At 43.7% G+C, this 22,995-nt stretch carries 22 protein-coding genes; 19 read left to right on the top strand and 3 right to left on the bottom strand.

Features of this window, described 5'->3' with window-relative positions; all coding sequences use genetic code 11:
• Positions 1-3 precede the first annotated feature (3 nt).
• The 5 genes from hisS (at position 4) to BK820_RS06305 (ending at position 5,517) form a co-directional block, all read left to right on the top strand.
• Positions 4-1,299, top strand: a complete 1,296-nt coding sequence (gene hisS, locus BK820_RS06325) for a histidine--tRNA ligase (protein WP_071320447.1) — start codon at positions 4-6, stop codon at positions 1,297-1,299.
• A gap of 30 nt (positions 1,300-1,329) precedes the next feature.
• Complete coding sequence (locus tag BK820_RS06320; protein WP_004889998.1) at positions 1,330-2,028, top strand: YfgM family protein; 699 nt, start codon at positions 1,330-1,332, stop codon at positions 2,026-2,028.
• Positions 2,025-3,173: an outer membrane protein assembly factor BamB gene (gene bamB / locus BK820_RS06315; protein WP_071320446.1), complete on the top strand. Its 1,149-nt coding sequence runs from the start codon at positions 2,025-2,027 to the stop codon at positions 3,171-3,173. The genes BK820_RS06320 and bamB overlap by 4 nt, the downstream gene beginning before the upstream one ends.
• 176 nt (positions 3,174-3,349) lie before the next feature.
• A complete protein-coding gene (gene der / locus BK820_RS06310; RefSeq protein ID WP_004889995.1) occupies positions 3,350-4,762 on the top strand; it encodes a ribosome biogenesis GTPase Der in 1,413 nt (470 codons plus the stop codon).
• A 107-nt stretch (positions 4,763-4,869) separates the two neighbouring features.
• Positions 4,870-5,517 carry a 4'-phosphopantetheinyl transferase family protein gene (locus tag BK820_RS06305; protein ID WP_071320445.1) on the top strand — a complete coding sequence of 216 codons (648 nt, stop codon included), beginning with the start codon at positions 4,870-4,872 and terminating at the stop codon, positions 5,515-5,517.
• Positions 5,518-5,534: 17 nt separating this feature from the next.
• On the opposite strand, the gene BK820_RS06300 is transcribed toward BK820_RS06305, so the two are convergent.
• A complete protein-coding gene (locus BK820_RS06300) occupies positions 5,535-6,308 on the bottom strand; it encodes an SDR family oxidoreductase (protein WP_071320444.1) in 774 nt (257 codons plus the stop codon).
• Positions 6,309-6,398: 90 nt separating this feature from the next.
• Between BK820_RS06300 and mazG the strand changes: the two genes are divergently transcribed.
• The 13 genes from mazG (at position 6,399) to BK820_RS06235 (ending at position 19,771) form a co-directional block, all read left to right on the top strand.
• On the top strand, positions 6,399-7,214 hold the full coding sequence (gene mazG / locus BK820_RS06295; protein WP_071320443.1) for a nucleoside triphosphate pyrophosphohydrolase: 816 nt from the start codon (positions 6,399-6,401) through the stop codon (positions 7,212-7,214).
• A complete protein-coding gene (locus tag BK820_RS06290) occupies positions 7,171-7,596 on the top strand; it encodes a ComEA family DNA-binding protein (protein WP_071320442.1) in 426 nt (141 codons plus the stop codon). Before mazG ends, BK820_RS06290 begins: the two co-directional genes overlap by 44 nt.
• A 136-nt stretch (positions 7,597-7,732) precedes the next feature.
• Positions 7,733-9,199 carry a polynucleotide adenylyltransferase PcnB gene (gene pcnB, locus BK820_RS06285; RefSeq protein WP_071320441.1) on the top strand — a complete coding sequence of 489 codons (1,467 nt, stop codon included), beginning with the start codon at positions 7,733-7,735 and terminating at the stop codon, positions 9,197-9,199.
• The gene (gene folK, locus BK820_RS06280; RefSeq protein ID WP_071320440.1) at positions 9,196-9,681 is read left to right on the top strand and encodes a 2-amino-4-hydroxy-6-hydroxymethyldihydropteridine diphosphokinase; all 486 of its coding nucleotides are present in this window, start codon (positions 9,196-9,198) and stop codon (positions 9,679-9,681) included. Before pcnB ends, folK begins: the two co-directional genes overlap by 4 nt.
• Before the next feature lie 52 nt (positions 9,682-9,733).
• On the top strand, positions 9,734-10,543 hold the full coding sequence (gene panB, locus BK820_RS06275) for a 3-methyl-2-oxobutanoate hydroxymethyltransferase (protein ID WP_071320439.1): 810 nt from the start codon (positions 9,734-9,736) through the stop codon (positions 10,541-10,543).
• A 1-nt stretch (position 10,544) separates the two neighbouring features.
• Positions 10,545-11,396, top strand: coding sequence for a pantoate--beta-alanine ligase (gene panC / locus BK820_RS06270; RefSeq protein WP_071320438.1), 852 nt, complete (start codon positions 10,545-10,547; stop codon positions 11,394-11,396).
• Between the two features lie 14 nt (positions 11,397-11,410).
• Positions 11,411-12,262: an RNase adapter RapZ gene (rapZ, locus tag BK820_RS06265; protein WP_071320437.1), complete on the top strand. Its 852-nt coding sequence runs from the start codon at positions 11,411-11,413 to the stop codon at positions 12,260-12,262.
• A complete protein-coding gene (locus BK820_RS06260) occupies positions 12,259-12,528 on the top strand; it encodes an HPr family phosphocarrier protein (RefSeq protein ID WP_008303424.1) in 270 nt (89 codons plus the stop codon). Before rapZ ends, BK820_RS06260 begins: the two co-directional genes overlap by 4 nt.
• A gap of 2 nt (positions 12,529-12,530) precedes the next feature.
• Complete coding sequence (yjgA, locus tag BK820_RS06255; protein ID WP_048881444.1) at positions 12,531-13,064, top strand: ribosome biogenesis factor YjgA; 534 nt, start codon at positions 12,531-12,533, stop codon at positions 13,062-13,064.
• A gap of 693 nt (positions 13,065-13,757) precedes the next feature.
• Positions 13,758-15,035: a sensor histidine kinase gene (locus BK820_RS06250; RefSeq protein ID WP_071320436.1), complete on the top strand. Its 1,278-nt coding sequence runs from the start codon at positions 13,758-13,760 to the stop codon at positions 15,033-15,035.
• A 78-nt stretch (positions 15,036-15,113) separates the two neighbouring features.
• On the top strand, positions 15,114-17,864 hold the full coding sequence (gene glnE / locus BK820_RS06245; protein ID WP_071320435.1) for a bifunctional [glutamate--ammonia ligase]-adenylyl-L-tyrosine phosphorylase/[glutamate--ammonia-ligase] adenylyltransferase: 2,751 nt from the start codon (positions 15,114-15,116) through the stop codon (positions 17,862-17,864).
• Positions 17,865-17,888: 24 nt separating this feature from the next.
• Positions 17,889-18,815 carry a branched-chain amino acid transaminase gene (locus tag BK820_RS06240; RefSeq protein WP_071320434.1) on the top strand — a complete coding sequence of 309 codons (927 nt, stop codon included), beginning with the start codon at positions 17,889-17,891 and terminating at the stop codon, positions 18,813-18,815.
• Between the two features lie 86 nt (positions 18,816-18,901).
• Positions 18,902-19,771, top strand: a complete 870-nt coding sequence (locus tag BK820_RS06235) for an ATP-grasp fold amidoligase family protein (RefSeq protein ID WP_071320433.1) — start codon at positions 18,902-18,904, stop codon at positions 19,769-19,771.
• Between the two features lie 70 nt (positions 19,772-19,841).
• Here the strand turns inward: BK820_RS06235 and BK820_RS06230 are convergent, their stop codons facing one another.
• On the bottom strand, positions 19,842-20,864 hold the full coding sequence (locus BK820_RS06230) for an NAD-dependent epimerase (protein WP_071320432.1): 1,023 nt from the start codon (positions 20,862-20,864) through the stop codon (positions 19,842-19,844).
• Positions 20,861-22,030 carry a nucleotide sugar dehydrogenase gene (locus tag BK820_RS06225; RefSeq protein WP_071320431.1) on the bottom strand — a complete coding sequence of 390 codons (1,170 nt, stop codon included), beginning with the start codon at positions 22,028-22,030 and terminating at the stop codon, positions 20,861-20,863. The genes BK820_RS06230 and BK820_RS06225 overlap by 4 nt, the downstream gene beginning before the upstream one ends.
• 183 nt (positions 22,031-22,213) lie before the next feature.
• Between BK820_RS06225 and BK820_RS06220 the strand changes: the two genes are divergently transcribed.
• The gene (locus BK820_RS06220; RefSeq protein WP_071320474.1) at positions 22,214-22,987 is read left to right on the top strand and encodes a glycosyltransferase; all 774 of its coding nucleotides are present in this window, start codon (positions 22,214-22,216) and stop codon (positions 22,985-22,987) included.
• The last annotated feature ends 8 nt before the right edge of the window (positions 22,988-22,995 follow it).

Here is a 22,995-nt window from a genome sequence, read left to right as displayed (position 1 = left end):
ATCATGAGTTCAATCGTCGCAATCAAAGGTTTTAATGACATTCTCCCAACGCAAACCCCAGCTTGGAGACGTCTTGAACAGCATTTATCGGGCCTAATGGATGCCTATGGCTATCAACAAATTCGTTTGCCAATCGTTGAACAGACCAATCTGTTCAAACGTTCAATCGGTGATGCAACGGATATCGTTGAAAAAGAAATGTACACTTTTCTGGACAAAGGCAATCCACCGGAGTCTTTGACGCTGCGTCCTGAGGGTACAGCAGGTTGCGTACGTGCCATGCTTGAGCATAACCTGCTGCGTGGTGCGACCCCGAAAGTATGGTATGTCGGACCTATGTTCCGTTATGAAAAACCACAAAAAGGTCGTTACCGTCAGTTCCACCAGTTTGGTGTAGAAACTTTTGGTGTAGCAACGCCAGATCAAGATGCTGAATTGATTTTAATGACAGCGCGTTTATGGAAACGTATGGGTGTTTCGGACAAAGTTCAGCTTGAACTCAACACTTTGGGTGAGTCGGATGAACGTGCAGCATACCGCGCGGCATTGGTTGAATTCTTGGAAGCGCATAAAACCGATCTGGATGAAGATTCTCAGCGTCGTTTGACCACGAATCCATTACGTATCCTGGATTCTAAAGATGCCAAAACTCAGTCTATTTTAGAAAATGCACCTAAACTGCATGACTTTATGGGTGAAGAAACACTGGCGCACTTTAACCAGTTACAGCAATACTTGACTGATGCAGGCGTCAGCTTTGTCATCAACCAGAAACTGGTACGTGGTCTGGATTACTACAACAAAACCGTATTTGAATGGACCACAACGCATTTAGGTTCACAAGGTACAGTCTGTGCCGGCGGTCGTTATGATGGTCTGGTGGGTCAGTTAAAAGGTAAGGCAGACCAGTCTGTACCTGCGGTTGGTTTTGCGATGGGGATGGAGCGCTTACTGCTTTTACTGGAGCAAGTTGAAGACAACACACCTGTACGTGATTGTGAAGTATTTCTGGTGGCAGACCCTGCTTCTCAAGGTCAGGCACTGGTCTTGGCTGAACAGATCCGTGACCAGTTAGAAGCTGCCGGGAGTAGCATTCGCCTGAAAGTTGGCTCACACGGTTCAATGAAATCGCAAATGAAAAAGGCAGACCAGTCTGGGGCGATCTATGCTGCGATTATTGGTGAACGTGAACTTGAAGCACAGACCTTTACCGTAAAAGAGCTGGCAACAGCAGAGCAATCAGATGTGCCATTTACTGATTTTGTGGCATTCTTCACAACTAAAATTTCTTCAAAATAATCGATAAGACATTAGGAAAGGGGTAATCACATGAGCGCAATTGGTGGTGATGAACAACTTGAAAGTTTGAAATCCTTCACAAAGAAGTATGGCTCTTCAATCATTACCGGGATTCTGGTTGCGCTGATTGCCTTTTTTGGATGGGAATATTGGCAGAAGAAGAACCTGGCGGAGTCGCAGAAGCAAACGGCCAAGGTACAGCAGTTAATGGATGATGCACGTTCTACTCAGGGCGATGCGTTTGCTAAACTGTCTGATACTGCGGACAAGATTGTCAAGGAAGCACCTGACTCAGCGCAGGCGATTCAGACTCAGCTAGTAATGGCAAAACTGGCTTATGACAAAGAAGACTATGCAGCAGCTGAACGTGCACTGAAGAAAGTTGAAAACTCCAAGGTGGATGATGCAGGTCTGGTGCAAGTAGTTAAACTTCGTCTGGCATATGCCCAGCTGGCACAGAAAAAATATGATGCAGCATTGAAAACTTTAGAAGCGGTGAATGAGCCTGCTTTTAAAGCAACTGCGGATGAAGCACGTGGAGATATCTATGTTGCCAAAAATGATATTGAAAATGCCAAGAAAGTGTATCAAAGTGCATGGGATGCTTTGGTAGAACGCAAAGAAGAACGTCAGATTTTACAAATTAAACTAGAAAGTGTTGGCGTATTGGTCGATGATCCTGAAATTGAACGCCCGATTATAGATACACAAGTGGAAGAAACTGAATGAATAGAAAATACAAACTCACCTGTGCCTTAACCGTTTTAACCCTTGCTTTGGCAGGTTGTGCGGGGAAAACCATTAAAGTGGAAGAAGCCAAGCCAAATCCACTTCCTAAACTTGCACAGGCAAAATCACTAGTTCCTGTATTTTCTAGCAGTGTTTCTTCTACGGATGAAGCAGATCCATTACGTTTACGCCTCGATGCAGACAACGGTGTGATTTTTGCCATTAATCCAAATGGGGAAATTTCTGCTTATCAGGGCAAGCAACGTCTTTGGCAGAAAAAAGTGTCTAAAGCGGGCTTAAGCGCGGGTGTGGAGGCGGCTTCTGGTGTGGTGATTGCAGGCAATACCAAAGGTCAGCTGTTTGCTTTAGATCAGCAGACGGGTGAACAGCGTTGGGCTGCTCAATTGTCGGGTGCCATTATTGCGCCCTCTTTAGTGCATGCAGACCGTGTGATTACCGTAGCGAATGACGGTATGGTCTTCGCTCATGAAGTCAGTACTGGTAAACAGGTGTGGACTTATAAGCTACCTAATGTACAATTCAGCCTGCGTGGTATGGCGGCACCAGTCGCACTTGACCCACGTCATGTACTGATTGCTTCAGCAAACGGCTATATTTATGCTCTTGATGCAGTTACCGGTGTGCCAAAAATGCAGCGCCGTGTAGCGGTATCTGATGGTCGCTCCGATATTCAACGTCTGAATGATATTGATGGTGAGCCGGTCGTTGCTGGTCAGTTTGTAGTAACAACCAGCTATCAAGGTCAGGTGACTGTGCTTGATCTGGCTTCACAACAGGTGATCTGGAGTGAAGATGCCAGCAGTATCCAGCGTCCAGAAGTTGTAGGTAACGGTGTCTTTGTTGCCCAGACTGATGGTAAAATCACCGCCTATGAAATTACGTCTGGCCAGAAACTCTGGGAAAATGACCAGTTGTTAAACCGTCAGCTGAGCAACCCGGTCATGCTGGGTACAGACCTTGTAGTCGGTGACCTGGACGGTGTATTACACCTGATTGATCCGTCTACTGGACAGATTGTTGGTCGTTCCAAGACTTCTGGTGAAGTTCGCACACTGCGTGTGATCGACAACCAGCTCTATGTGTCGACACGTAAGGGTGCTTACAGTATCTGGCAGAATCGTTAATTTTTCTGTGGCTTATGCTAAAATAAGCCAACCGTATTTTTTACGCGGGGTGATTGAATGTTCAATGCCCCGTGTTTTTATTTATTTTAGGCTTTAATCCTATTCCCATTTTCTTCCAGAACTTTCTGATGTTCAGGCCATTTTTAGACAGCCTGATATTGAATAAAGGTTAATCTATGAAACCCGTAATTGCGCTCATTGGTCGTCCGAACGTCGGAAAATCAACTCTGTTCAACCAGATAACCAAGAGCCGCGACGCATTGGTGGCAGACTTTGCAGGTCTGACACGCGACCGTAAATATGGCGATGCTGTCTATCAAAATAAATCCTTCATTGTCGTTGATACTGGCGGTATCGGTGAGAACGAAGGTGGGATCGACTCTTACATGGCAGAGCAGTCTAAAACTGCAATCCATGAAGCAGATATGATTATCTTTGTGGTCGATGCACGTGCCGGATTGTTGGCATCTGATGAACAGATTGCCCGTGAGCTGCGTACTTTGGGTAAAAAAGTCTTCCTCGTTGCGAACAAGGTGGATGGAGTACATGCAGAAGCTGCTTTAGTTGAGTTCTATAAACTTGGCATGGGCGAGCCGATGCAAGTGGCGGCGAGTCATGGTCGTGGTGTACAGCAGATGCTTGAAGAAGTACTTGCAGATGTGCCCGAAGATGAGTCTGAAGCTGAACACGATAAAAATACCGGTTTGCGTCTCGCGATTATTGGTCGTCCGAACGTTGGTAAATCCACCTTGGTCAACCGTTTACTGGGTGAAGAGCGTGTGGTTGCATTTGATCAGCCAGGTACAACCCGCGACTCGATTTACATTCCATTTGAACGTGATGGCCGTAAATACACTTTGATCGATACCGCAGGTGTACGTCGTAAAGGTAAAGTCGATGAGATGATTGAGAAATTCTCAATCGTGAAAACTTTGCAGGCGATGAAAGATGCGCATGTGGTTGTCGTAGTTGTTGATGCACGTGAAGGGATTGTAGAGCAGGACTTGCACTTGATCGGTTATGCGATTGAAGCAGGCCGTGCCATGGTGATTGCGATCAATAAATGGGACAACATGTCTGAATATGATCGTAAGCAGTGCAAGTTGGATGTGGAACGTCGTTTTGACTTCATTCCATGGGCGAAGATTCACTTGATCTCTGCATTACATGGTACCGGTGTCGGTGAGCTTTATCCTTCGATCCACCGTGCCTATGATTCTTCACACCTGAAAGTCTCTCCTGCAAAAATCACCCAGATTCTGCAAGATGCGACTGAAGCTCACCAGCCGCCAACTGTTCAAGGCCGTCGTATCAAAATGCGTTATGCGCATATTGGCGGTCAGAATCCACCGACCATTGTCATTCATGGTAACAAGGTCGATAAAACTCCTGCGGATTACCGTCGTTACCTGGAAAATGTATTCCGTAAAGTTTACAAACTTGAAGGTACACCAGTAAGAATTGAATTCAAGACGTCTGAAAACCCGTTCGAAGGTCGTAAGTCACAAATTGATGAACGTACTGCAGCACGTAAGCGTCGTTATGTTCAGAAATTCAAGAAAGCTGAGAAGAAATTCAAACGCGGTTAATCTGTATTTGAATAAAGTAAAAAGCCTGCAATAGCAGGCTTTTTTGTGCTTTCACCATGGAGGTCTGAACTGTTCTATAATTCACTTGAGCAATAAAGGACCATGTAATGCGTCGGATTCGAATTGATTTACACAAACTGCCAGTTCAAGCCATATCTGGCGGACTAACGCGTCAAGCGTATCTCCAGCAACGTAAACAACACATCGTTCAATTGCGAAATCAGTATTTATCCAGTGCTTTGAATTGCTCGATTAGTGATCATGATCTTGCACGTGCAGAGCATGGCAAACCCTATCTCAAAGACCACTCACATGTTGCCTTTAACCATAGCCATAGCCAGAATTTTTATGCACTTGCCCTGAGCCAAACAGTCAAAGAAATTGGGGTGGATGTTGAAGAATTAAGCCGTAAAGTTCGTTTTGATGCATTGGCACAGCATGCCTTTCACCCTGAAGAATACGCGAGCTGGCAACAGTTAGACTGTGATCCTGAATACTGGTTTAAGGTCTGGACCACCAAAGAAGCAATATTAAAAGCACATGGTATGGGTATTCGTATGAATCTGAGTGAGCTCAATACTAAAGTACATCCACAGCAGCAAGGTGGCCTGTGTCAGCATGCGCAGCTTGGTGTCTTTGCATTTCATAACTATGTACTTGGTGATTGTGTGCTCAGCGTGGCATGGCAGGCTGAGCAGTCATGCCGTGGCTTCAGTTTTCCACAGATTCAGATTTACCAGCATCCGATAGCATAAACAGGGGGATATAAGAATCAGGGTTTTCGGGCAATTAGCAGATTACTCATGCGGTTCACAAACTGTGGACTGAAACGTGACAGATGGTATAAGAACTGGCTTTTAAAGCCGACTGGCTGATGGGTAGCAACCAGTAAATTGTCCTTGCGCTGTACCAGTTTTAAAATATCCTGAGCGACATCTTCTGCACTCAAATGCACGCCCATTTTCTTGATGCTTTCTGCCTGCATATCCTGAACCATTGCAGTGCGCACAAAAAGTGGCATTACATCCATGACCCGAATGCCATGCTTGTGCCATTCAATATCCAGGCTTTCTGTCAGTCCTCGTACGGCAAATTTACTGGTCGCATAGGAAGCAAGATCAGCCTGACCATAGATCGCGGAAGCAGAGGAAAGATTAATGACCCGGGCAAAAGCAGCACGCTCCAGAAAGGGAAAAGCTGCATGACAGCCATTGATCACACCCTTGATATTAATATCGACCGTACGGTGGTGTGCTTCAATGGGGGACTTTTCAAAATTTCCTGAATAGAGAATGCCGGCATTATTCACCAGAATATTGATCTTGCCTGCCCAGGCTTCAAAATCCTGTAAGGCGGTTTGCCAGGATGCATAACTGGCAACATCCAGATAACCTGCGTGCGCATTCGGGCCTAGCTGCTTAGCCAGTTGTTCGGCAAGGCTAATATTCAGATCGTAAATACCGACCTTGTAATCCTCGCGGCAAAATAGGCTGGCAACAGCAGCACCGATTCCTTGTGCTGCCCCGCTAATAAAGATACTGTGCATTGAGCTCACCTCCATGTTGACTGTTTTTAGAGCATAGCAAACATTGAGCAAAAGATATTTTCTTGTCCGATAAAATAAAGAGGTTTTAAGGTGGAACAATTACTGAGCATCATGCGAGAACTACGTGAAAAATGTCCGTGGGATCAACAGCAGACGCCTGAATCATTAACGCGTTATGCGATTGAAGAGGCGTATGAAGTTGAAGCGGCTGTTCGTTCCGGTAAGACTGAAGATGTACGTGATGAGCTTGGTGACCTGTTATTACAAGTGGTTTTTCAGTCGCAGATGTACAGTGAGCAAGGTGCTTTTAATTTTCAGGATGTAGTGCAGGCGATTAGCGATAAATTAATCCGCCGTCATCCACATGTATTTCAGGCTGAACAGTTTTCTAAACTCAGCCCTGAAGATGTGGCTGTATTGTGGAAAAAGATTAAGGCACAAGAAAAACAGGGTAAGCCCCGTTTCCGTCTGGATGATGTGAAACATGCACCGGCACTCGTACAGGCAGACGAAATCCAGAAAAATGTGGCAAAAATTGGTTTTGATTTTCCTGATGTGGATGGTGCATTCGGTAAGCTTGAAGAAGAGTTAGGTGAATTTAAAGAGGCAATGGTAGGACAGAAATCCGACGAAATTCTGGAAGAATTTGGTGATTGCTTATTCTCTCTGGTCAATGTTGGTCGTAAACTTGGAATTTCGAGTGAGATGGCACTATTAGGTACTATCCATAAATTCCGTACGCGATTTGCCTTGATGGAACATCAGGCAGTACAACAGAATCTGAATATAGAAGACCTGTCACTGACTGAACTGGATCAGTTGTGGGAACAGGCGAAACAAGAATTAAAACAACGGGTCACGCATGAAAATCATAAAAATTCGGTCAATCAGCAGAGAACTGATTAGTATTATCCTCACAATTTTATCTGTACTGTGCAGTTCGTTTGCAGCTGCTGCTCAAAATGAAAGTTACGCCGACTGGAAGGCTAAACAGCAACAATATGATGCACGGCTGAAACAACAGCAGAATCGGCCATCCCAAAATCATAGCAATCACTATCTGGCGAAGCCGGAGCTTGCAGCTGTTTCCAGTGCAGACAGGATCCGGCTGAACTCCGCTACGGTCGAGCAGTTGCAGCAGCTGCATGGCATTGGTCAGAAGAAAGCAGAAGCAATTATTGAATATCGCAACACGCATGGCAAGTTTAAACGTGTTGAAGATATTCAGCTAGTCAAGGGGATTGGTCCTGCACTATTTGCTAAAAATCAGGCTCGACTGGCGCTGTAAATCATCTAAATTTAAAGTGAATCCTCTATCATTGCTGGATACAGGATTGACATAATCAAATTGCCCTTTAGCCGTGTAAGCGATATGATTAGCGTCATCTTAGAATTTTACGTTCAGACGTAGGAGACAGCGTCTTTTGCAAACTTTGCGCGCGTCAAAATGTGGTTTATCAACCGCTCAATTACCTTCTTATATCCTCGATGTGATTGATGCCTTAAATAAGGCCGGTTATGAAGCTTATATTGTTGGTGGTGGTGTACGAGATCTGATGCTGGGCTTGAATCCCAAGGATTTCGATGCTGTCACTAACGCAACTCCCGCTCAGGTCAAAGAAGTATTCGGGCGACGTTGTCGTATTATCGGGCGTCGTTTTGAGCTGGCTCATGTCTATTCTGGTCGCGAACTGGTAGAAGTCGCGACTTTCCGGGCACCGCCGAAAAAGGCTGTCACTTCGGCGCAGGGCATGATTCTGCGTGACAATAACTGGGGAACTATCGAGCAGGACTTTGCTCGCCGTGATTTCTCGATTAATGCAATGTATTACCAGCCACGTAAAGGTATTGTGCTGGATTTCTGCAATGCAGTAGATGATATTAAACATAAAACACTGCGCCTGCTGGGTGATCCAACACTCCGCTTCGAAGAAGATCCAGTCCGTATGCTGCGTACGTTGCGTTTTGCGGCAAAATTAAATTTCAATATTGATGAAGCGATTCTGGATATCTTTACGCCAGAAATGACCCAGCTGCTTCGTGATGTATCTCCGCATCGTCTTTATGATGAGTCACAGAAGCTGTTCACCATGGGGCATCTCAACCGCGTCTTGCCAATGCTGATTGATTTCGGGATCTGGCGTCAGCTGTTTGCAGAGATCAAACCTGAAATCACGCCGTTTATTGAACGTGCTGCGACCAATACCGATCAGCGTATTTTGATTGGCAAGACGATTAATCCTGCATTCTTCTATGCTGTATTGTTATGGAAGCCATTCCTGGAGCGTTGTGATTTCTACTTGAGTAAAGGCATTATCCCAGCTGAAGCACGTGCTCAAGCAGGCCTGGATGTTTTGAAGCGTCAGGCAACCCGTACCATCATTCCACGTTTTGCGGAAACTTTTATCCGTGAAGTCTGGGAAATGCAGACCCGCCTGTTGAATCCAAAACCGCAGCAGATTGAAGCGCTGTCTGGTCATGCGCGTTTTCGTGCCGGCTTTGACTTCCTGTTACTCCGCGAAAAATCAGGTGATGAGACTGCACAGGGCATGGGGAGCTGGTGGGATGCTTATCAGCAAATGGGCGGTGATGAAAAAGAACGTGCCATTGCACAGTATAACCGTCAGCGTGCCAAGAGCCGTCGTAAAGCGACTCAGGAAGAGCATCTGGAACAGCGTCTTGCTGTTCAGGAAACCACTGAGATTGAGCCATTAGTCAATGAGCCGGAACCACGTAACCGTCGTACCCGCAAACCTAAGCCAGCAGCAGAGAAACCAGTTTCTCATGCAGCAGCGAGTGCAAGCGGTGAGATTGGTCCGGATCATCCAATTATGAAACGTAAGCGTGTACAGCGTGATTTAAGCCAGGTTGTTTTTGGACCGACACAATGACCATTACTTATATTGGCTTAGGCAGTAATCTTGGTGATTCGCGCCAGATTATGGCTGAGGCGGTACAGAAACTGGCAAGCTTGGGAACAGTGAAAATATCCCATTTGTATCAAAGTCCACCGATGGGTCCACAGGATCAGCCAAATTATCATAATGCTGTGGTGCAGTTGATTACCGATCTGGCACCACTCGATTTACTGGATCGTCTACAGGCATTGGAACAGGAAACGGGTCGGGTACGTTTACGCCACTGGGGTGAACGTACGCTGGATCTGGACCTGCTTATTTACGGTGATGAACGTATTCAGAATGAGCGTTTGACTGTGCCGCATGTCGGTGTAATGGAACGTGATTTTGTATTATTGCCGTTGTTGGATCTTGATACTGAATTACAGCTGAATGGACAATCATTAAAAGACCTGGACATCGTAAAACAATCGACCTTGATGGTCCTTGATCGCACGAATTGGGCAAATATTTAATTTTTATTTATTGGTATGTTCGCGAGAACTTCAATAAGAGAGGAACACCTTCATGATCAGTCTGAGCGACTTAAGACGATTTAAGGCGGACGGCCGTAAATTCTCCTGCCTGACCTGCTACGATGCCAGCATGGCCAAAGCCATGGAAATTGCCGAAGTAGATACGATTCTGATCGGGGATTCCCTGGGTATGACCATTCAGGGGCATGATTCTACTTTGCCAGTGACTGTAGCCGATATGGCATATCACACCGCTGCAGTGCGCCGTGCAAATCAGCATGCCTTTATCCTGACTGATCTGCCATTTATGAGTTATGCAACATTGAATGATGCCTTGCAAAGTGCCCGTACCGTGATGCAGGCGGGTGCTCAGATGGTCAAGCTGGAAGGTGGAGCATGGCTGGCTGAAACCATACAGGTCATGACGCGTAACGGTATTCCAGTTTGTGTACACCTAGGTTTGACACCACAATCAGTGAATGTATTTGGTGGTTATAAATTACAGGCACGTAACCGCGCAGCGGCAGATCAGCTGCTTGCTGACTGTAAGGCTGTGGTTGAAGCCGGTGCTGCCTTGTTATTGCTTGAATGTGTGCCTGCACAACTTGGCAAAGAAGTGGCTGAGTTATTCTCGGAGATTCCAGTGATTGGTATTGGTGCGGGTGTAGATACGGATGGCCAGGTGCTTGTAGTGCAAGACATGCTGGGCCTGAACTTTGGTCATACGGCTAAATTTGTACGTAACTTTATGAAAGAACAATCAGGTGCCAATGCAATCTTGGATGCATTCAAGGCCTATCATGCTGCTGTACTAGACAGCTCATTCCCTGCACCTGAACATACATTCCAGGTTGAGTTATAAGATGAAAACAGAAACTACAATCCAGGGTTTGGCGGCCTCATTAAATCCGGCTCGTTCAGCACGTAAAATTATTGGCTTCGTACCCACCATGGGGAATCTGCATCAAGGTCACTTAAATCTGGTACGTGAAGCCCGCAAGTTATGTGATGTAGTCGTGGTCAGCATCTTCGTGAATCCGATTCAGTTTGGGCCAAACGAAGATTTCGATAACTATCCACGTACCTTGGAGCAGGATCAGCAGTTATTGGCTGAAGTAGGCTGTGACATCGTCTTTGCTCCAAGTGTGGAACAGATGTATGGTAACAAGCCGCGTCTGACCAATATTAGTGTTTCGGATATCACGAATGACCTGTGTGGTTTACAGCGTCCGGGGCATTTCGATGGCGTAGCAGTTGTCGTGACAAAATTGTTTAACATGGTTCAGCCAAATTATGCTTTCTTTGGTGAAAAAGATTATCAGCAGCTGGCAGTGATTCGCCAGTTTGTGCAAGACCTGAATATTCCACTGGAAGTGATTGGGGTTCCGATAGCGCGCGCTGAAGATGGTTTGGCACTGAGTTCACGGAACGGTTATCTGACCGAGCAGGAACGCCAGACTGCACCAGTGATCTACCGCAGCTTAAAAGCAGCGGAACAGCAGCTGCATGAAGGTATAGTGTTAGATACTGTGTTGACTGGTATTCGCCAGACCCTCACAGAGGCTGGTTTTGTGGTAGATTATATTGAGGCACGTACGCCAGAATTGCAAAAGATTGATGAATTTAATCAGGATCTTGTGTTATTCATTGCGGCGAAATTAGGTAAAACACGTTTGATCGACAATCTGCAGGTAAAATATTCTGCACGTCATTAATAGGGTAGCAGTGCATGAAGCGCATCTTAATTGTGACAGGTCAATCTGGTTCAGGTAAGTCATCTGCCTTGCAGGTACTGGAAGACCTGGGTTATTACTGTATCGATAACCTGCCGCTGGCACTGCTTCCTGAAATTGTCGCGAAACTGGATCAGGAAAATAACCTGGAACAGTTAGCATTAGGAGTGGATGTTCGTAGCACCCGGGCGGATCTGCAAGAATTTGATCATGTGTTTGAACAGCTGCAACAGCATGGCACAGTCGATGTTATTTATCTGACTACGCAGGATCAGGAGCTGATTGCACGTTTTAGTGCTTCACGCCGTCCGCATCCGCTGGCTGCACGTTTTAAAAGTCTGAATGAATGCATTCAGGAAGAAAAATTACTTTTGCTTCCGATCCAGTTGCGCTCGACGGTACATATCGATACTTCTGACAAAAGTGTGCATGACCTGAAGCATACCTTACTGCATAAGCTCGGTCAGACCGATAACCTGATTCTGATTTTACAGTCCTTTGGTTATAAGCATGGTATTCCATTGGATGCCGATTATGTCTTTGATGTACGTCATCTGCCTAACCCGCACTGGGATCTGGAACTACGTAAATTTTCCGGACTGGATCAGCCTGTACAGACTTTCCTGGAAAAGAGTGAGCAGGTAGAAGACATGTTCCAGGACATTTACAGCTTTTTGGAAAAATGGCTACCGGCTTTTGCTGAAGGGCACCGTCACTACATCACAGTTTCTGTGGGTTGTACCGGTGGTCAGCATCGTTCTGTTTATATTGTGGATAGACTAAAAAAAGCGCTTGAGGCAAAATGGTCTGTTCAAGTCCTCCACCGAGAAATGAAGCACTGGTCATGATTGATACGACGGTTGACGTAATTAACAAATTGGGTTTACATGCGCGGGCATCGGGTAAGCTCATTGAAGTCACCACCAAATTTCGTTCCAATATTCAGATTGGAAAGGGTGACAAGCTCGTCGATGCAAAAAATATCATGTCCTTGCTCATGCTAGGAGCGGGCAAAGGCACAACATTACGCTTGGTACTTGAAGGAGCAGATGAAGAAAAAGCTTTATCTGAAATTCAGGCACTGTTTGCGGCAAAATTTTATGAGGCAGATTAATCGTGGCACGTCGACCGAGCAGTTTAACTGAAGAAGATTTCGAATCTTTAGAGGGACGCGCAAGTAAAACCGAACAGAAAAAAGCAGTCCAGCGTATGGCTGCTTTAGGCGCACAGTTGGCAGAACTGAGTGCGAAACAAATCAAGAACCTTCCTGTTGAAGAGCGTTTGATTGAAGCTTTGCTGGATGTTCAGCAAATTAGTTCACATGAAGCACGTCGTCGCCAATTCTCCCGTATTGGCAAATTACTACGTAACGAAAATGAAACCGTGATTCTGTCCTACCTGACCCCTAAACAGGGTTTGAAAAAGACAGCACAATTACAGCGTTGGGTTGACCGTATTGTCAAAGATGGTGATCCGGCGATTAACGAATTTACCAAAACCTATAATGCAACAGAACGTCATACCTTACGTCAGCATTATTTGCGTGTACATCGTGATCTAAAAAATCAGGCACCTGAAGAAGAGGTTGCAGCATCAAAGCTGAAACTGTTCAACTATGTACAGCAAGTAGCATTGATTTCAGATAATTGATTTCGTGTCGATAGAGAAGGCGATCCTAAAAGGTCGCTTTTTTTATATCCGTATTTTACCAGACGGAAAATTATATAAGATTCATGATCTGGAATTATGAGCTTAAACATAACTTTTAAAGAAACAATTTATAAGAATTGTAGTGGCTGCTTACAATTAACAGTAAGGAAATCTCAGTCATTAACAAAAAGATTGGTACTTTATGCCAGTTTTATTGTGCGTGATTAACAAAAATTAGACATATCAAAGAATTAACTAAATTACATAGTTATTTAGAAGATTAATCATTTGAGCATTATGAAGCAAAAAAATAGGATATTTACTCGTAACGATTGGTTGGTGAAGAAATTCTTAACAATATTAATCTAAAGAATTTATTTTAGTGCTATTATTTTAAATTAAATTAATTATTTATAGGCTTGGCACTAGTATTTAGTTTAGGTGCATGTTACAAGTGGTGGTGAAAAAATAGACATTTCAGTGACATTATCAGGTTTGTTTATAGGTTTACAAATAACGGTTAATGTCAAATTTGTTTTACATTTTTTAAAGAAAAAATGAACGTATACGTAGTTAAATGTAATGAAATCAATTAATCTAGATATTAGGAAATGTTGTTGAGACTGTTTAGATTCTTTGTTATTGATTGTATAAAATTGGTTGAATAAATAAACATAACTATGAGAGGCAGAGATGAAGCTTAACCTTCTGGAGATAGGTCAAAATACTGAACAGCTAAGCTCATGCCGCCTGTCTCTTATTTTGGGCGTAAATACTTCCAATAACCTAATTAATACATTTGCTCGAGTCGCACGTCGGCTACTCAAGACTGAAAAATGTTTACTGGGTTTTCATAAAGAACCTTATATCTGGTATTCCACTGCTTCAGAATTTTGGGGGTTTGAAACGCCGCCCGAATTAAATCTGCTCAATTATCTTAAAAATGATGACTGTCTGGATCGTACGCATCCTGCCTATACAGAAATGTCAGAATATATTCGTAGTCTTGGTGTAGAGCATAAGCGCCTGATCTCCTTTAATCTGAAAGCCAGTGATACCCATTCAATTGGTCATGTGGTATTTTTTGATCAGAAAGAAGATGGCTTTGATCAGGAAGATATTCGTCTGGTGCAGGAGTTTGCCGATGGGCTGGTCGGACTGATTCGCTTGCATGAAGACTATAATGAACTGAAGGAAATGTACGAGCAGCAATGCGCCATGAACTTCAGTAAGACGAAATTCTTCCAGATCATTGCCCATGACCTGCGTGCACCCTTTCATGGCTTACTTGGATTCTCGGAAGTATTGGCTGAAGAACGTCATACACTGGATGATTCAAGTGTTCAGAATATTGCCGATTATCTCTGTGAAAATGCCAAGTCAACCTATAACTTGCTGGAAAGCCTGCTGACTTGGGCAATGGCTGAGGGTGGACGTTTCGTTTACCATCCGATCAATTTTGAGCTAAAACAGTCCAGCAAAATTGTTTGCGATGTACTCAAAAGCTTAGCATTGAATAAAAAAATCGACCTGATTGACCGCATTCCTGAAGGAGTGAAAGTCAATGCCGATATCAACATGATTACTTCAGTGCTGCAAAATCTGGTCTCCAATGCATTGAAATTTATCCCAATCGATCAGCAAGGTCAGGTCATTTTGACTGCTGAAGCTGAAGACGAGCTGGTCAGAATCAGCGTTCAGGATACCGGTCTGGGCATGACTGAAGAGCAGATGCAAAATCTGTTTAAGCCAAATCTGACAGTAAGTGTGAAAGGCACAGATAATGAAAAAGGCGCGGGTCTTGGTCTGGTACTGTGTAAGCGATTTGTCGATCTGAATCATGGTCAAATTTATGTGGACTCTAAAGAAGGTCAGGGTACGACCTTTAGTGTATTGTTGCCAAAAGCCACCAATGAACATCAGGCACTGGCACTTGCTGAACCGGCAGGTGCATTAAAAGAAAAAAATTAATTTCCGTCCAAGGCATTCACAGCGCTGCCAGTCACCTGTTATAACTAGAAAAAATCTTGCAGGTGACAAGGACTGGAAATGAACGACGTACAATTGCAGAAAACTTTAAGGGCAAGCCAATATGCCGAGCAGGTATTGTCCAGACACGCTGCCTTGCTGCAGCAGGACTATGCAGTTGACCATTTTCAGCATGCTTTAAGTACTGAACAAATCAAACAATCTGTCACAGATACTCTTACCAATATTAGTGATGAAGAGCAATGGATGAGTACGTTACGTACTCTGCGTGCTCGCCTGATGTTTCGCTGGATCTGGCAGGATGCCAATCAACTTACGAATGTCATTACTCTCACTCGTGAACTTTCTGATTTTGCCGATGCCGCCATTTGTGCCGCCAAAGATTTTGCCCGTATTCCCTTGGTTGCAAAGTATGGCCAGCCGATTGGCTACAATGGAAAGGTGCAAGACTTAATTGTAATTGCTATGGGGAAACTGGGTGCTCAGGAACTCAATCTTTCTAGTGATATTGATCTGATTTTTGCTTTTGATGAGCAAGGGGAAACCGATGGGCGAAAATGTATTGATGTGCAGCAGTTTTGCATTCTATGGGGACAAAAGCTGATCTACCTGTTAGATCATATTACCTCAGATGGTTTTGTCTTCCGTGTCGATATGCGCCTGCGTCCTTGGGGAGATGGTTCACCATTAGCAATTAGCCATATCGCGCTGGAAAAATATCTCAGCCAGCATGGTCGTGAATGGGAACGTTATGCCTGGATCAAGGCGCGGATTGTCAATCCAACGCCTGAGGGCGATGAGTTACTGGAGATGACACGTCCATTCGTGTTCCGTCGCTATGTGGACTACAGTGCTTTCGCAGCTATGCGTGAAATGAAAGCGATGATCCAGCGTGAAGTGCAGCGCCGCAATATTGAAGATGATATCAAGCTTGGTGCTGGCGGGATTCGTGAAGTTGAATTCATTGTTCAGGTGTATCAGCTGATTTATGGTGGTGCCAAGCTGGAATTGCAGGATCGCCAATGTCTGGTCAGTCTCAAGCACTTGGTTACCGCTGAATTGCTGGATGAACAAGCAGTAGAAGATCTTGAGGATGCTTATTTATTCCTGCGCCGGGTTGAACATGCGATTCAGGCGCTGAATGACCAGCAAACTCAGTCATTACCAACCGATGATGACCTTCGCGAGCGCATTGCTGATACTTTGGGCTTTGCTGACTGGACAGCATTTATGGATGTATTGGATCAGAAGCGCGCCAAAGTGATTTACCAGTTTGAACATCTGATTAAAGAGAATGGTCCAGAAACTCAACTCTCAAGTTTTACCCAACTGGAACAGCAGTTAAATGCAGTATTAGATGTAAATGCCCGAAATCTGGTGCATGAGTTCTGGAACAGTAATACCTTAAAAAAATTGCCGGCCAAAGCCTTACAGCGTTTAAAAACGTTTTGGCCTTATCTGATTGAAGCAATTTTGCAATCAGATCAGCCGCAGACGGCTTTAGTACGTCTGATGCCATTGGTTGAATCAGTCATGCGCCGCACTGTGTACTTGGTCATGCTGATTGAAAGCAAAGGTGCACTTCAACGTCTGGTCAAGATGGCAACTGTCAGCCCATGGATTTGTGAGGAATTAACCCATTATCCAGTGTTACTGGATGAATTCCTGTCTATGGATTTTGAACTGCCGAAACGTCAAGATCTTGAAGATTCTCTACGTCAGCAGTTGCTGCGTATTGAACTTGATCAGGTGGAAGACCAGATGCGGGTATTGCGTCTGTTTAAAAAATCCAATGTGCTGGCTGTTGCTGCCAGTGATGTGTTGGCAGAAAGTCCTTTAATGAAAGTATCAGATGCTTTGACTGATATTGCTGAGGTGTCTGTAAATGCTGCCTTGCATTTGGCTTATCAAATTGTGGCCAAAAAGCATGGTTTCCCACTCGATGCCGAAGGGCAACGTTGTTCAGTCGATCATACTGCTTTTGCTGTGATTGGCTATGGCAAAGTGGGCGGGATTGAACTCGGTTATGGTTCGGACCTGGATTTGGTATTTATTCATTTTATGAATGAGCAGGCAGATACTGACGGACTGAAACCAATTAGTGGCTTCGAATTTGCCATGCGTGTGGCGCAAAAGCTGATGTCGCTGATGACTACACAAACCTTGGATGGGCGGGTTTATGAAGTTGATACCCGCTTACGTCCTTCAGGGGAAGCAGGTTTATTGGTTACCAGTCTGAAAGCTTTTGAACAGTATCAGTTTAAGAGCGCCTGGCTCTGGGAACATCAAGCCTTGGTACGTGCCCGTCCAATCGCAGGGGAAATGAGTTTACGTAAAAAATTCGAGATATTGCGCTGTGATATCTTGACCCAAAAACGAGATATCGTTCATGTGCGTGAAGAAGTATTAAAAATGCGTCAGAAAATGAAAGATCATCTGGGTTCTTCAAAAGAGCAAAAAAAAGATGGGATTTTTCATTTAAAACAAGATGCAGGTGGTATCGTTGATATCGAATTTATGGCACAGTATGCGGTGTTAGCTTGGAGTGGGACGAATAAAGATCTCGCCCATTACTCCGACAATGTACGAATCCTTGAGGATGCCGCAAAATCAGGTTGCTTATCCAGCGACGATGCGACTGCTCTGATTCAAGCTTATCTCCGTGAACGCGCCGAGAGCCACCGCTTAGCCCTTGCAAATCAATCCATGCAAGTGTCTGCAAGCGACTGGCACGATACCCGAAAGACCGTTTGCAAGTTATGGCAAAGACTGATTGATCCAAGTGCAGTATTTGCACTGGATAGTGAATAATTGTGAAAAATTGGAGTTTGTGGCATGAATTTGGCTGATCGTGATGGTTTCATTTGGCAAGATGGACAACTGGTAGATTGGCGTGAGGCAAAAACTCACGTATTAACACATACCTTGCACTACAGCATGGGGGTGTTTGAAGGTGTCCGTGCTTATGAAACCCCGAATGGAACGGCTATTTTCCGTCTGAAAGAACACACCAAACGTTTACTTAATTCTGCAAAAATTTATCAAATGAAAGTTCCATTTGATCAGGCAGCGTTAGAACAAGCTCAAATTGATGTCGTTCGTGAAAATAAATTAGTGTCTTGCTATTTACGTCCAATTATCTTTATTGGTTCTGAAAAACTAGGTATTGCCGCAACTGACAATACCATTCATGCAGTGGTTGCTGCGTGGAGTTGGGGTGCTTACCTGGGTGATGAAGCAATGGCGAAGGGTATTCGCGTAAAAACTTCTTCATTTACGCACCATCATCCTAACGTGACCATGTGTAAAGCCAAAGCATCAGGTAACTACACATTGTCGATTCTTGCTCACCAAGAAGTAGCACATTCTGGTTATGACGAAGCAATGCTTCTAGATCCACAAGGTTATGTGTGTCAAGGTTCAGGCGAAAACGTATTCCTGGTACGTGATGGCGTGATTCATACACCGGATATCGCAGGTGGCGCGCTTGATGGTATTACCCGTCAAACCATTATTACCATTGCCAAAGATCTTGGCTATGACGTGGTTGAACGCCGTATTACCCGTGACGAATTCTATATCGCTGATGAAGCATTCTTCACCGGTACTGCTGCTGAAGTAACGCCTATCCGTGAGTATGATGACCGTCAAATCGGTGAAGGCAAACGTGGTCCAATCACTGAGCAAATTCAAACTGCATTCTTTAATGCGGTTCAAGGTAAAGATCCTAAATATGCTCACTGGTTAACTTACGTAAAATAAGTTGATTTATAAAGAAAAAGGACTCATTTGAGTCCTTTTTATTTGTTATAATTCTCATAATAATGAGGGTTATATGATTTATTCTAATGTTAAATACGTTAATTTATAAGGCAAAAATTGTTAGAAGTTTATTTGTATCAGATAAACAATATTTAAAGAAAAGATTCATTAAAAAATTAGGGTATGTCCCTGATTTTAACGAGCCTAAAACGTTTAATGAAAAAGTGACTGCTCGGATGATTTATGATCGCTGTCCTTTCTATACGGTTTTGGCAGATAAGCATGCAGTGCGTGATTTGGTTGCGAATCGTATAGGTACACAATACCTAGTTCCACTTCTAGGTGTTCATCATTATTTTGAAGACATTAAATTTGATCTTTTACCACAGCAATTTGTTCTGAAATGTACACATGATAGTGGTAGTGCTGTCATATGCAAAAAAAAAGATACTTTAGACATGCCTCATGTGAAAAAGAAGATGAATCGTAGTCTAAGTATGAACATGTATTACAGAAAAAGAGAGTGGCATTATAAGAATATCACTCCCAAAATTATGATTGAAAAATACGTTGAATTATATGTAGATCAAATTACACAATCGACGATTACAACATGTCGAGTGCATTGTTTTCAGGGGAAACCTAAGTTTATAGAAGTGGATATCACAGGTGCAGATGGTATTGAGTACTCCAATATTTATAATACATTGTGGGAGCTTCAGTCTTTTACTGTAGATGGTAAGAAAAACACACCTCTGGATGTGAAAGAGCCAGTCGAGTTTGTGAAGATGCTTGAACTCGCTGAACAGCTTTGTTTTAAGTATGGTTATAGTCGGATAGATTTTTTATTAACGAAAGATACTGTATATTTTAGTGAAATTACCTTAACACCGAATGCGGGTCGTATGGTGATTGAACCAAAACAGTGGGATGAAACGTTAGGGCTACTTTGGTAAATAAGTAGCAATTTGATTTATTTATATCAGCACCTTAAGTTCGATTGAGCTTAAAGTGCTTGAAATATAATTAACCCTGATAGAAATCGCGATACCAGTCAACAAATTGTTTTACGCCATCTTCAACAGAAACAGAAGGTTTATAACCTACACTTTGTTCTAGTGCTGAGCTATCCGCGAAAGTATCTGGTACATCACCGGGTTGTAGTGGCAGTAAGTCCAGAATGGCTTCTTTGCCGACTGCTTTTTCAATGGCATGGATATATTCAATCAGTTTGACTGGCGAATTATTGCCGATGTTAAAGATCCGGAACGGGGCATTGCTGGTGGATGGATCAGGATTGTTGCTATCCCAGTCTGGATTTGGTGCAGCAATCTGGTCACTGGAACGGATCACGCCTTCAGCAATATCTGCAACAAAGGTGAAATCACGGGTATGGTTGCCGTGGTTAAAAACCGGAATAGATTTGCCTTCAATAATGTTCTTGGTGAACTTAAAGAGAGCCATATCCGGACGCCCCCAAGGACCATAGACAGTAAAGAAGCGCAAGCCTGTGGTTGGCAGTTTGAAGAGGTGGCTATAGCTATGTGCCATCAATTCATTGGCACGCTTTGTTGCTGCATAGAACTGGATCGGATGGTCGACACCATGCTTTTCACTAAAAGGCATGGTAGTGTTGGCACCATACACGCTACTGGTACTGGCATAAGTCAGATGTGGTGTTTTGGCATAGCGACAGGCTTCAATGATATTGGTAAAACCGACAATATTGCTTTCCACATAACTCATCGGATTTTCAAGCGAATAACGTACGCCTGCCTGTGCAGCAAGATGAATCACGCGATCAAATTGATGTTCCTGAAAACACTTGTCAACTGCGGCTTTATCTGCAAGGTTGGCATGATAAAAGTCGAACTGCCCCGACTGCTGTTCCGCTGTTTGAGTTAGCAGATCTACACGTGCCTGTTTTAAAGCTGGATCGTAGTAGTCATTCATGTTGTCAAAACCGACCACATCATCACCACGTTCTAAAAGCTTTTTGGAAACATGGAATCCAATAAAACCTGCTGCACCTGTTACCAGAATTTTCATTCATCGCCTCCAAAAATATCACGGGTATACACTTTATCTTTAACGTCACTCAGATCTTTGGATTGACGATTGGTGATAATCACATCTGCCCGCTGTTTAAAGGCTTCTAAATCAGTAATCACTTCAGATTTAAAGAACTCGGTTTCTTTTAATGCCGGTTCATAAACAATGACTTCAACTCCCTTGGCTTTAAGGCGTTTCATTACCCCCTGAATGGCAGAGGCACGGAAATTATCTGAGCCACTTTTCATAACCAGTCGATAAATCCCGACCACCGACGGATTCCTTGCCAAAATAGAATCGGCAATAAAGTCTTTACGGGTACGGTTAGAATCCACAATAGCTTGAATCAGATTGCTAGGTACCTGACTATAGTTCGCCAATAGCTGCTTGGTATCTTTTGGCAGGCAGTAACCGCCATAACCAAAGGAAGGGTTGTTATAGTGATTGCCAATTCGTTGGTCCAGACAGACACCTTCAATAATTTGCTGAGTATCTAAACCAAACGTTTGTGCATAGGTATCCAGTTCATTGAAGAAAGCTACGCGCATAGCCAGATAGGTATTGGCAAATAACTTGATTGCTTCTGCTTCGGTTGAGTCAGTGAACAGAACAGGACTGTCTTTTTTTATTGCACCTTCAATCAGCATATCTGCGAATTGTTGAGCACGCGCTGACTTCTCTCCAACAATAATACGTGATGGATAAAGGTTGTCATGTAAAGCTTTACCTTCACGCAAGAATTCTGGAGAGAAAATAATATTTTCTGTATGAAATTTCTCTTTAACTGTTTTGGTGAAGCCTACCGGAACTGTAGATTTAATAATCATGACCGCTTGAGGGTTAATCTCGGTCACATCACGAATAACGCTTTCGACGCTTTGGGTATTAAAATAATTGGTTTTGGTATCATAATCCGTCGGTGTCGCAATAATGACAAAATCAGCATTCTGATAAGCTTCATATTTGTCAGTTGTTGCACGGAAGTTTAGTGGCTTTTCACTTAAAAAAGTTGAAATGTCAGGATCCTGAATCGGAGAAATCTTCTGATTTAACATTTCAACTTTATTGTCAATAATATCTAATGCCACGACTTCATGATGTTGTGAGAAGATCATGGCATTGGAAAGGCCGACGTAACCGGTGCCTGCAACTGCTATTTTCATATCAACCTGATTATGTATTTTTAATAGGGGAGCCAGAGCCCAAGCCAATAGTGGTGTTCTCAAGGCGGTTTCATATCATACCATAAAGTATTTTGAGTATTATGAAGGTGTTGAAAAGCGGGGGAGTAACTTTGCTTTAGAGATGGTATGATATGGCGCAGAATGCTGGTGGAAGATGAATACATGCAGGAAAACGTAAACGACTCACTGTCAGGTCAGGCTCATACACAGTCTGAACAGAATATTGTGCTATGCATGAAGTGGGGCACCAAATATGGGGCAGAGTACGTCAATCGTTTATACAACATGGTCAAGCGTCATACTACGGTTGACTTTAAAATGGTGTGTCTGACAGACCGTACCGAGGGCATTGATCCTGCTGTTGAATGTTTTCCTATTCCGCCGTTGGCCTTGCCAGCAGGTAGTCCTGAACGTGGCTGGAATAAGTTATCGACCTTTGAACCTGATTTATATGGTTTAAAAGGAAATGCACTTTTCCTCGATTTAGATGTTGTGATTGTCGATAATATCGACAGTTTCTTTACCCATCCAGGTGATTTCCTGATTATTCATGACTGGAAACGTCCATGGCGTATTACTGGAAATAGCTCGGTTTATCGTTTCAAGCTGGGAGCTTTTCCTGGTTTGATGCCATATTTCCGTGAACATTTTGATGAAATCCGTCAGAAGTTTCGTAATGAGCAGGCTTATTTATCCTGGTATGTTGATCAGGAAAAGAAACTGAGTTACTGGCCAGATTCCTGGTGCAAGAGCTATAAATATCACTGCCTGCAAAAAATTCCAATGGCTTATTTCAAGCCGCCTGTGAAGCCGGAAGGCGTCAAAATTATTATTTTCCATGGTGAAATTAATCCACCTGACGCAATTAACGGCGGCGGTGGTAAATGGTACCGTTATGTTCTGCCATCGCAATGGATCAAGGATGCGTGGCAATAATTATTAAG

The sequence above is a fragment of the Acinetobacter sp. LCT-H3 genome (assembly GCF_001866125.1).
In the GTDB taxonomy this organism is placed as follows: domain Bacteria; phylum Pseudomonadota; class Gammaproteobacteria; order Pseudomonadales; family Moraxellaceae; genus Acinetobacter; species Acinetobacter schindleri.
Note: the sequence above shows the minus strand (reverse complement) of the source record. Positions and strands in the feature narration are given on the sequence as shown.

Coding starts and splice junctions, on each gene's coding strand:
- hisS (WP_071320447.1), top strand. CDS start 4: ATGAGTTCAATCGTCGCAATCAAAGGTTTTAATGACATTCTCCCAACG.
- BK820_RS06320 (WP_004889998.1), top strand. CDS start 1,330: ATGAGCGCAATTGGTGGTGATGAACAACTTGAAAGTTTGAAATCCTTC.
- bamB (WP_071320446.1), top strand. CDS start 2,025: ATGAATAGAAAATACAAACTCACCTGTGCCTTAACCGTTTTAACCCTT.
- der (WP_004889995.1), top strand. CDS start 3,350: ATGAAACCCGTAATTGCGCTCATTGGTCGTCCGAACGTCGGAAAATCA.
- BK820_RS06305 (WP_071320445.1), top strand. CDS start 4,870: ATGCGTCGGATTCGAATTGATTTACACAAACTGCCAGTTCAAGCCATA.
- BK820_RS06300 (WP_071320444.1), bottom strand. CDS start 6,308: ATGCACAGTATCTTTATTAGCGGGGCAGCACAAGGAATCGGTGCTGCT.
- BK820_RS06290 (WP_071320442.1), top strand. CDS start 7,171: ATGAAAATCATAAAAATTCGGTCAATCAGCAGAGAACTGATTAGTATT.
- folK (WP_071320440.1), top strand. CDS start 9,196: ATGACCATTACTTATATTGGCTTAGGCAGTAATCTTGGTGATTCGCGC.
- panB (WP_071320439.1), top strand. CDS start 9,734: ATGATCAGTCTGAGCGACTTAAGACGATTTAAGGCGGACGGCCGTAAA.
- panC (WP_071320438.1), top strand. CDS start 10,545: ATGAAAACAGAAACTACAATCCAGGGTTTGGCGGCCTCATTAAATCCG.
- rapZ (WP_071320437.1), top strand. CDS start 11,411: ATGAAGCGCATCTTAATTGTGACAGGTCAATCTGGTTCAGGTAAGTCA.
- BK820_RS06260 (WP_008303424.1), top strand. CDS start 12,259: ATGATTGATACGACGGTTGACGTAATTAACAAATTGGGTTTACATGCG.
- BK820_RS06250 (WP_071320436.1), top strand. CDS start 13,758: ATGAAGCTTAACCTTCTGGAGATAGGTCAAAATACTGAACAGCTAAGC.
- glnE (WP_071320435.1), top strand. CDS start 15,114: ATGAACGACGTACAATTGCAGAAAACTTTAAGGGCAAGCCAATATGCC.
- BK820_RS06240 (WP_071320434.1), top strand. CDS start 17,889: ATGAATTTGGCTGATCGTGATGGTTTCATTTGGCAAGATGGACAACTG.
- BK820_RS06235 (WP_071320433.1), top strand. CDS start 18,902: ATGTTAAATACGTTAATTTATAAGGCAAAAATTGTTAGAAGTTTATTT.
- BK820_RS06230 (WP_071320432.1), bottom strand. CDS start 20,864: ATGAAAATTCTGGTAACAGGTGCAGCAGGTTTTATTGGATTCCATGTT.
- BK820_RS06225 (WP_071320431.1), bottom strand. CDS start 22,030: ATGAAAATAGCAGTTGCAGGCACCGGTTACGTCGGCCTTTCCAATGCC.
- BK820_RS06220 (WP_071320474.1), top strand. CDS start 22,214: ATGCAGGAAAACGTAAACGACTCACTGTCAGGTCAGGCTCATACACAG.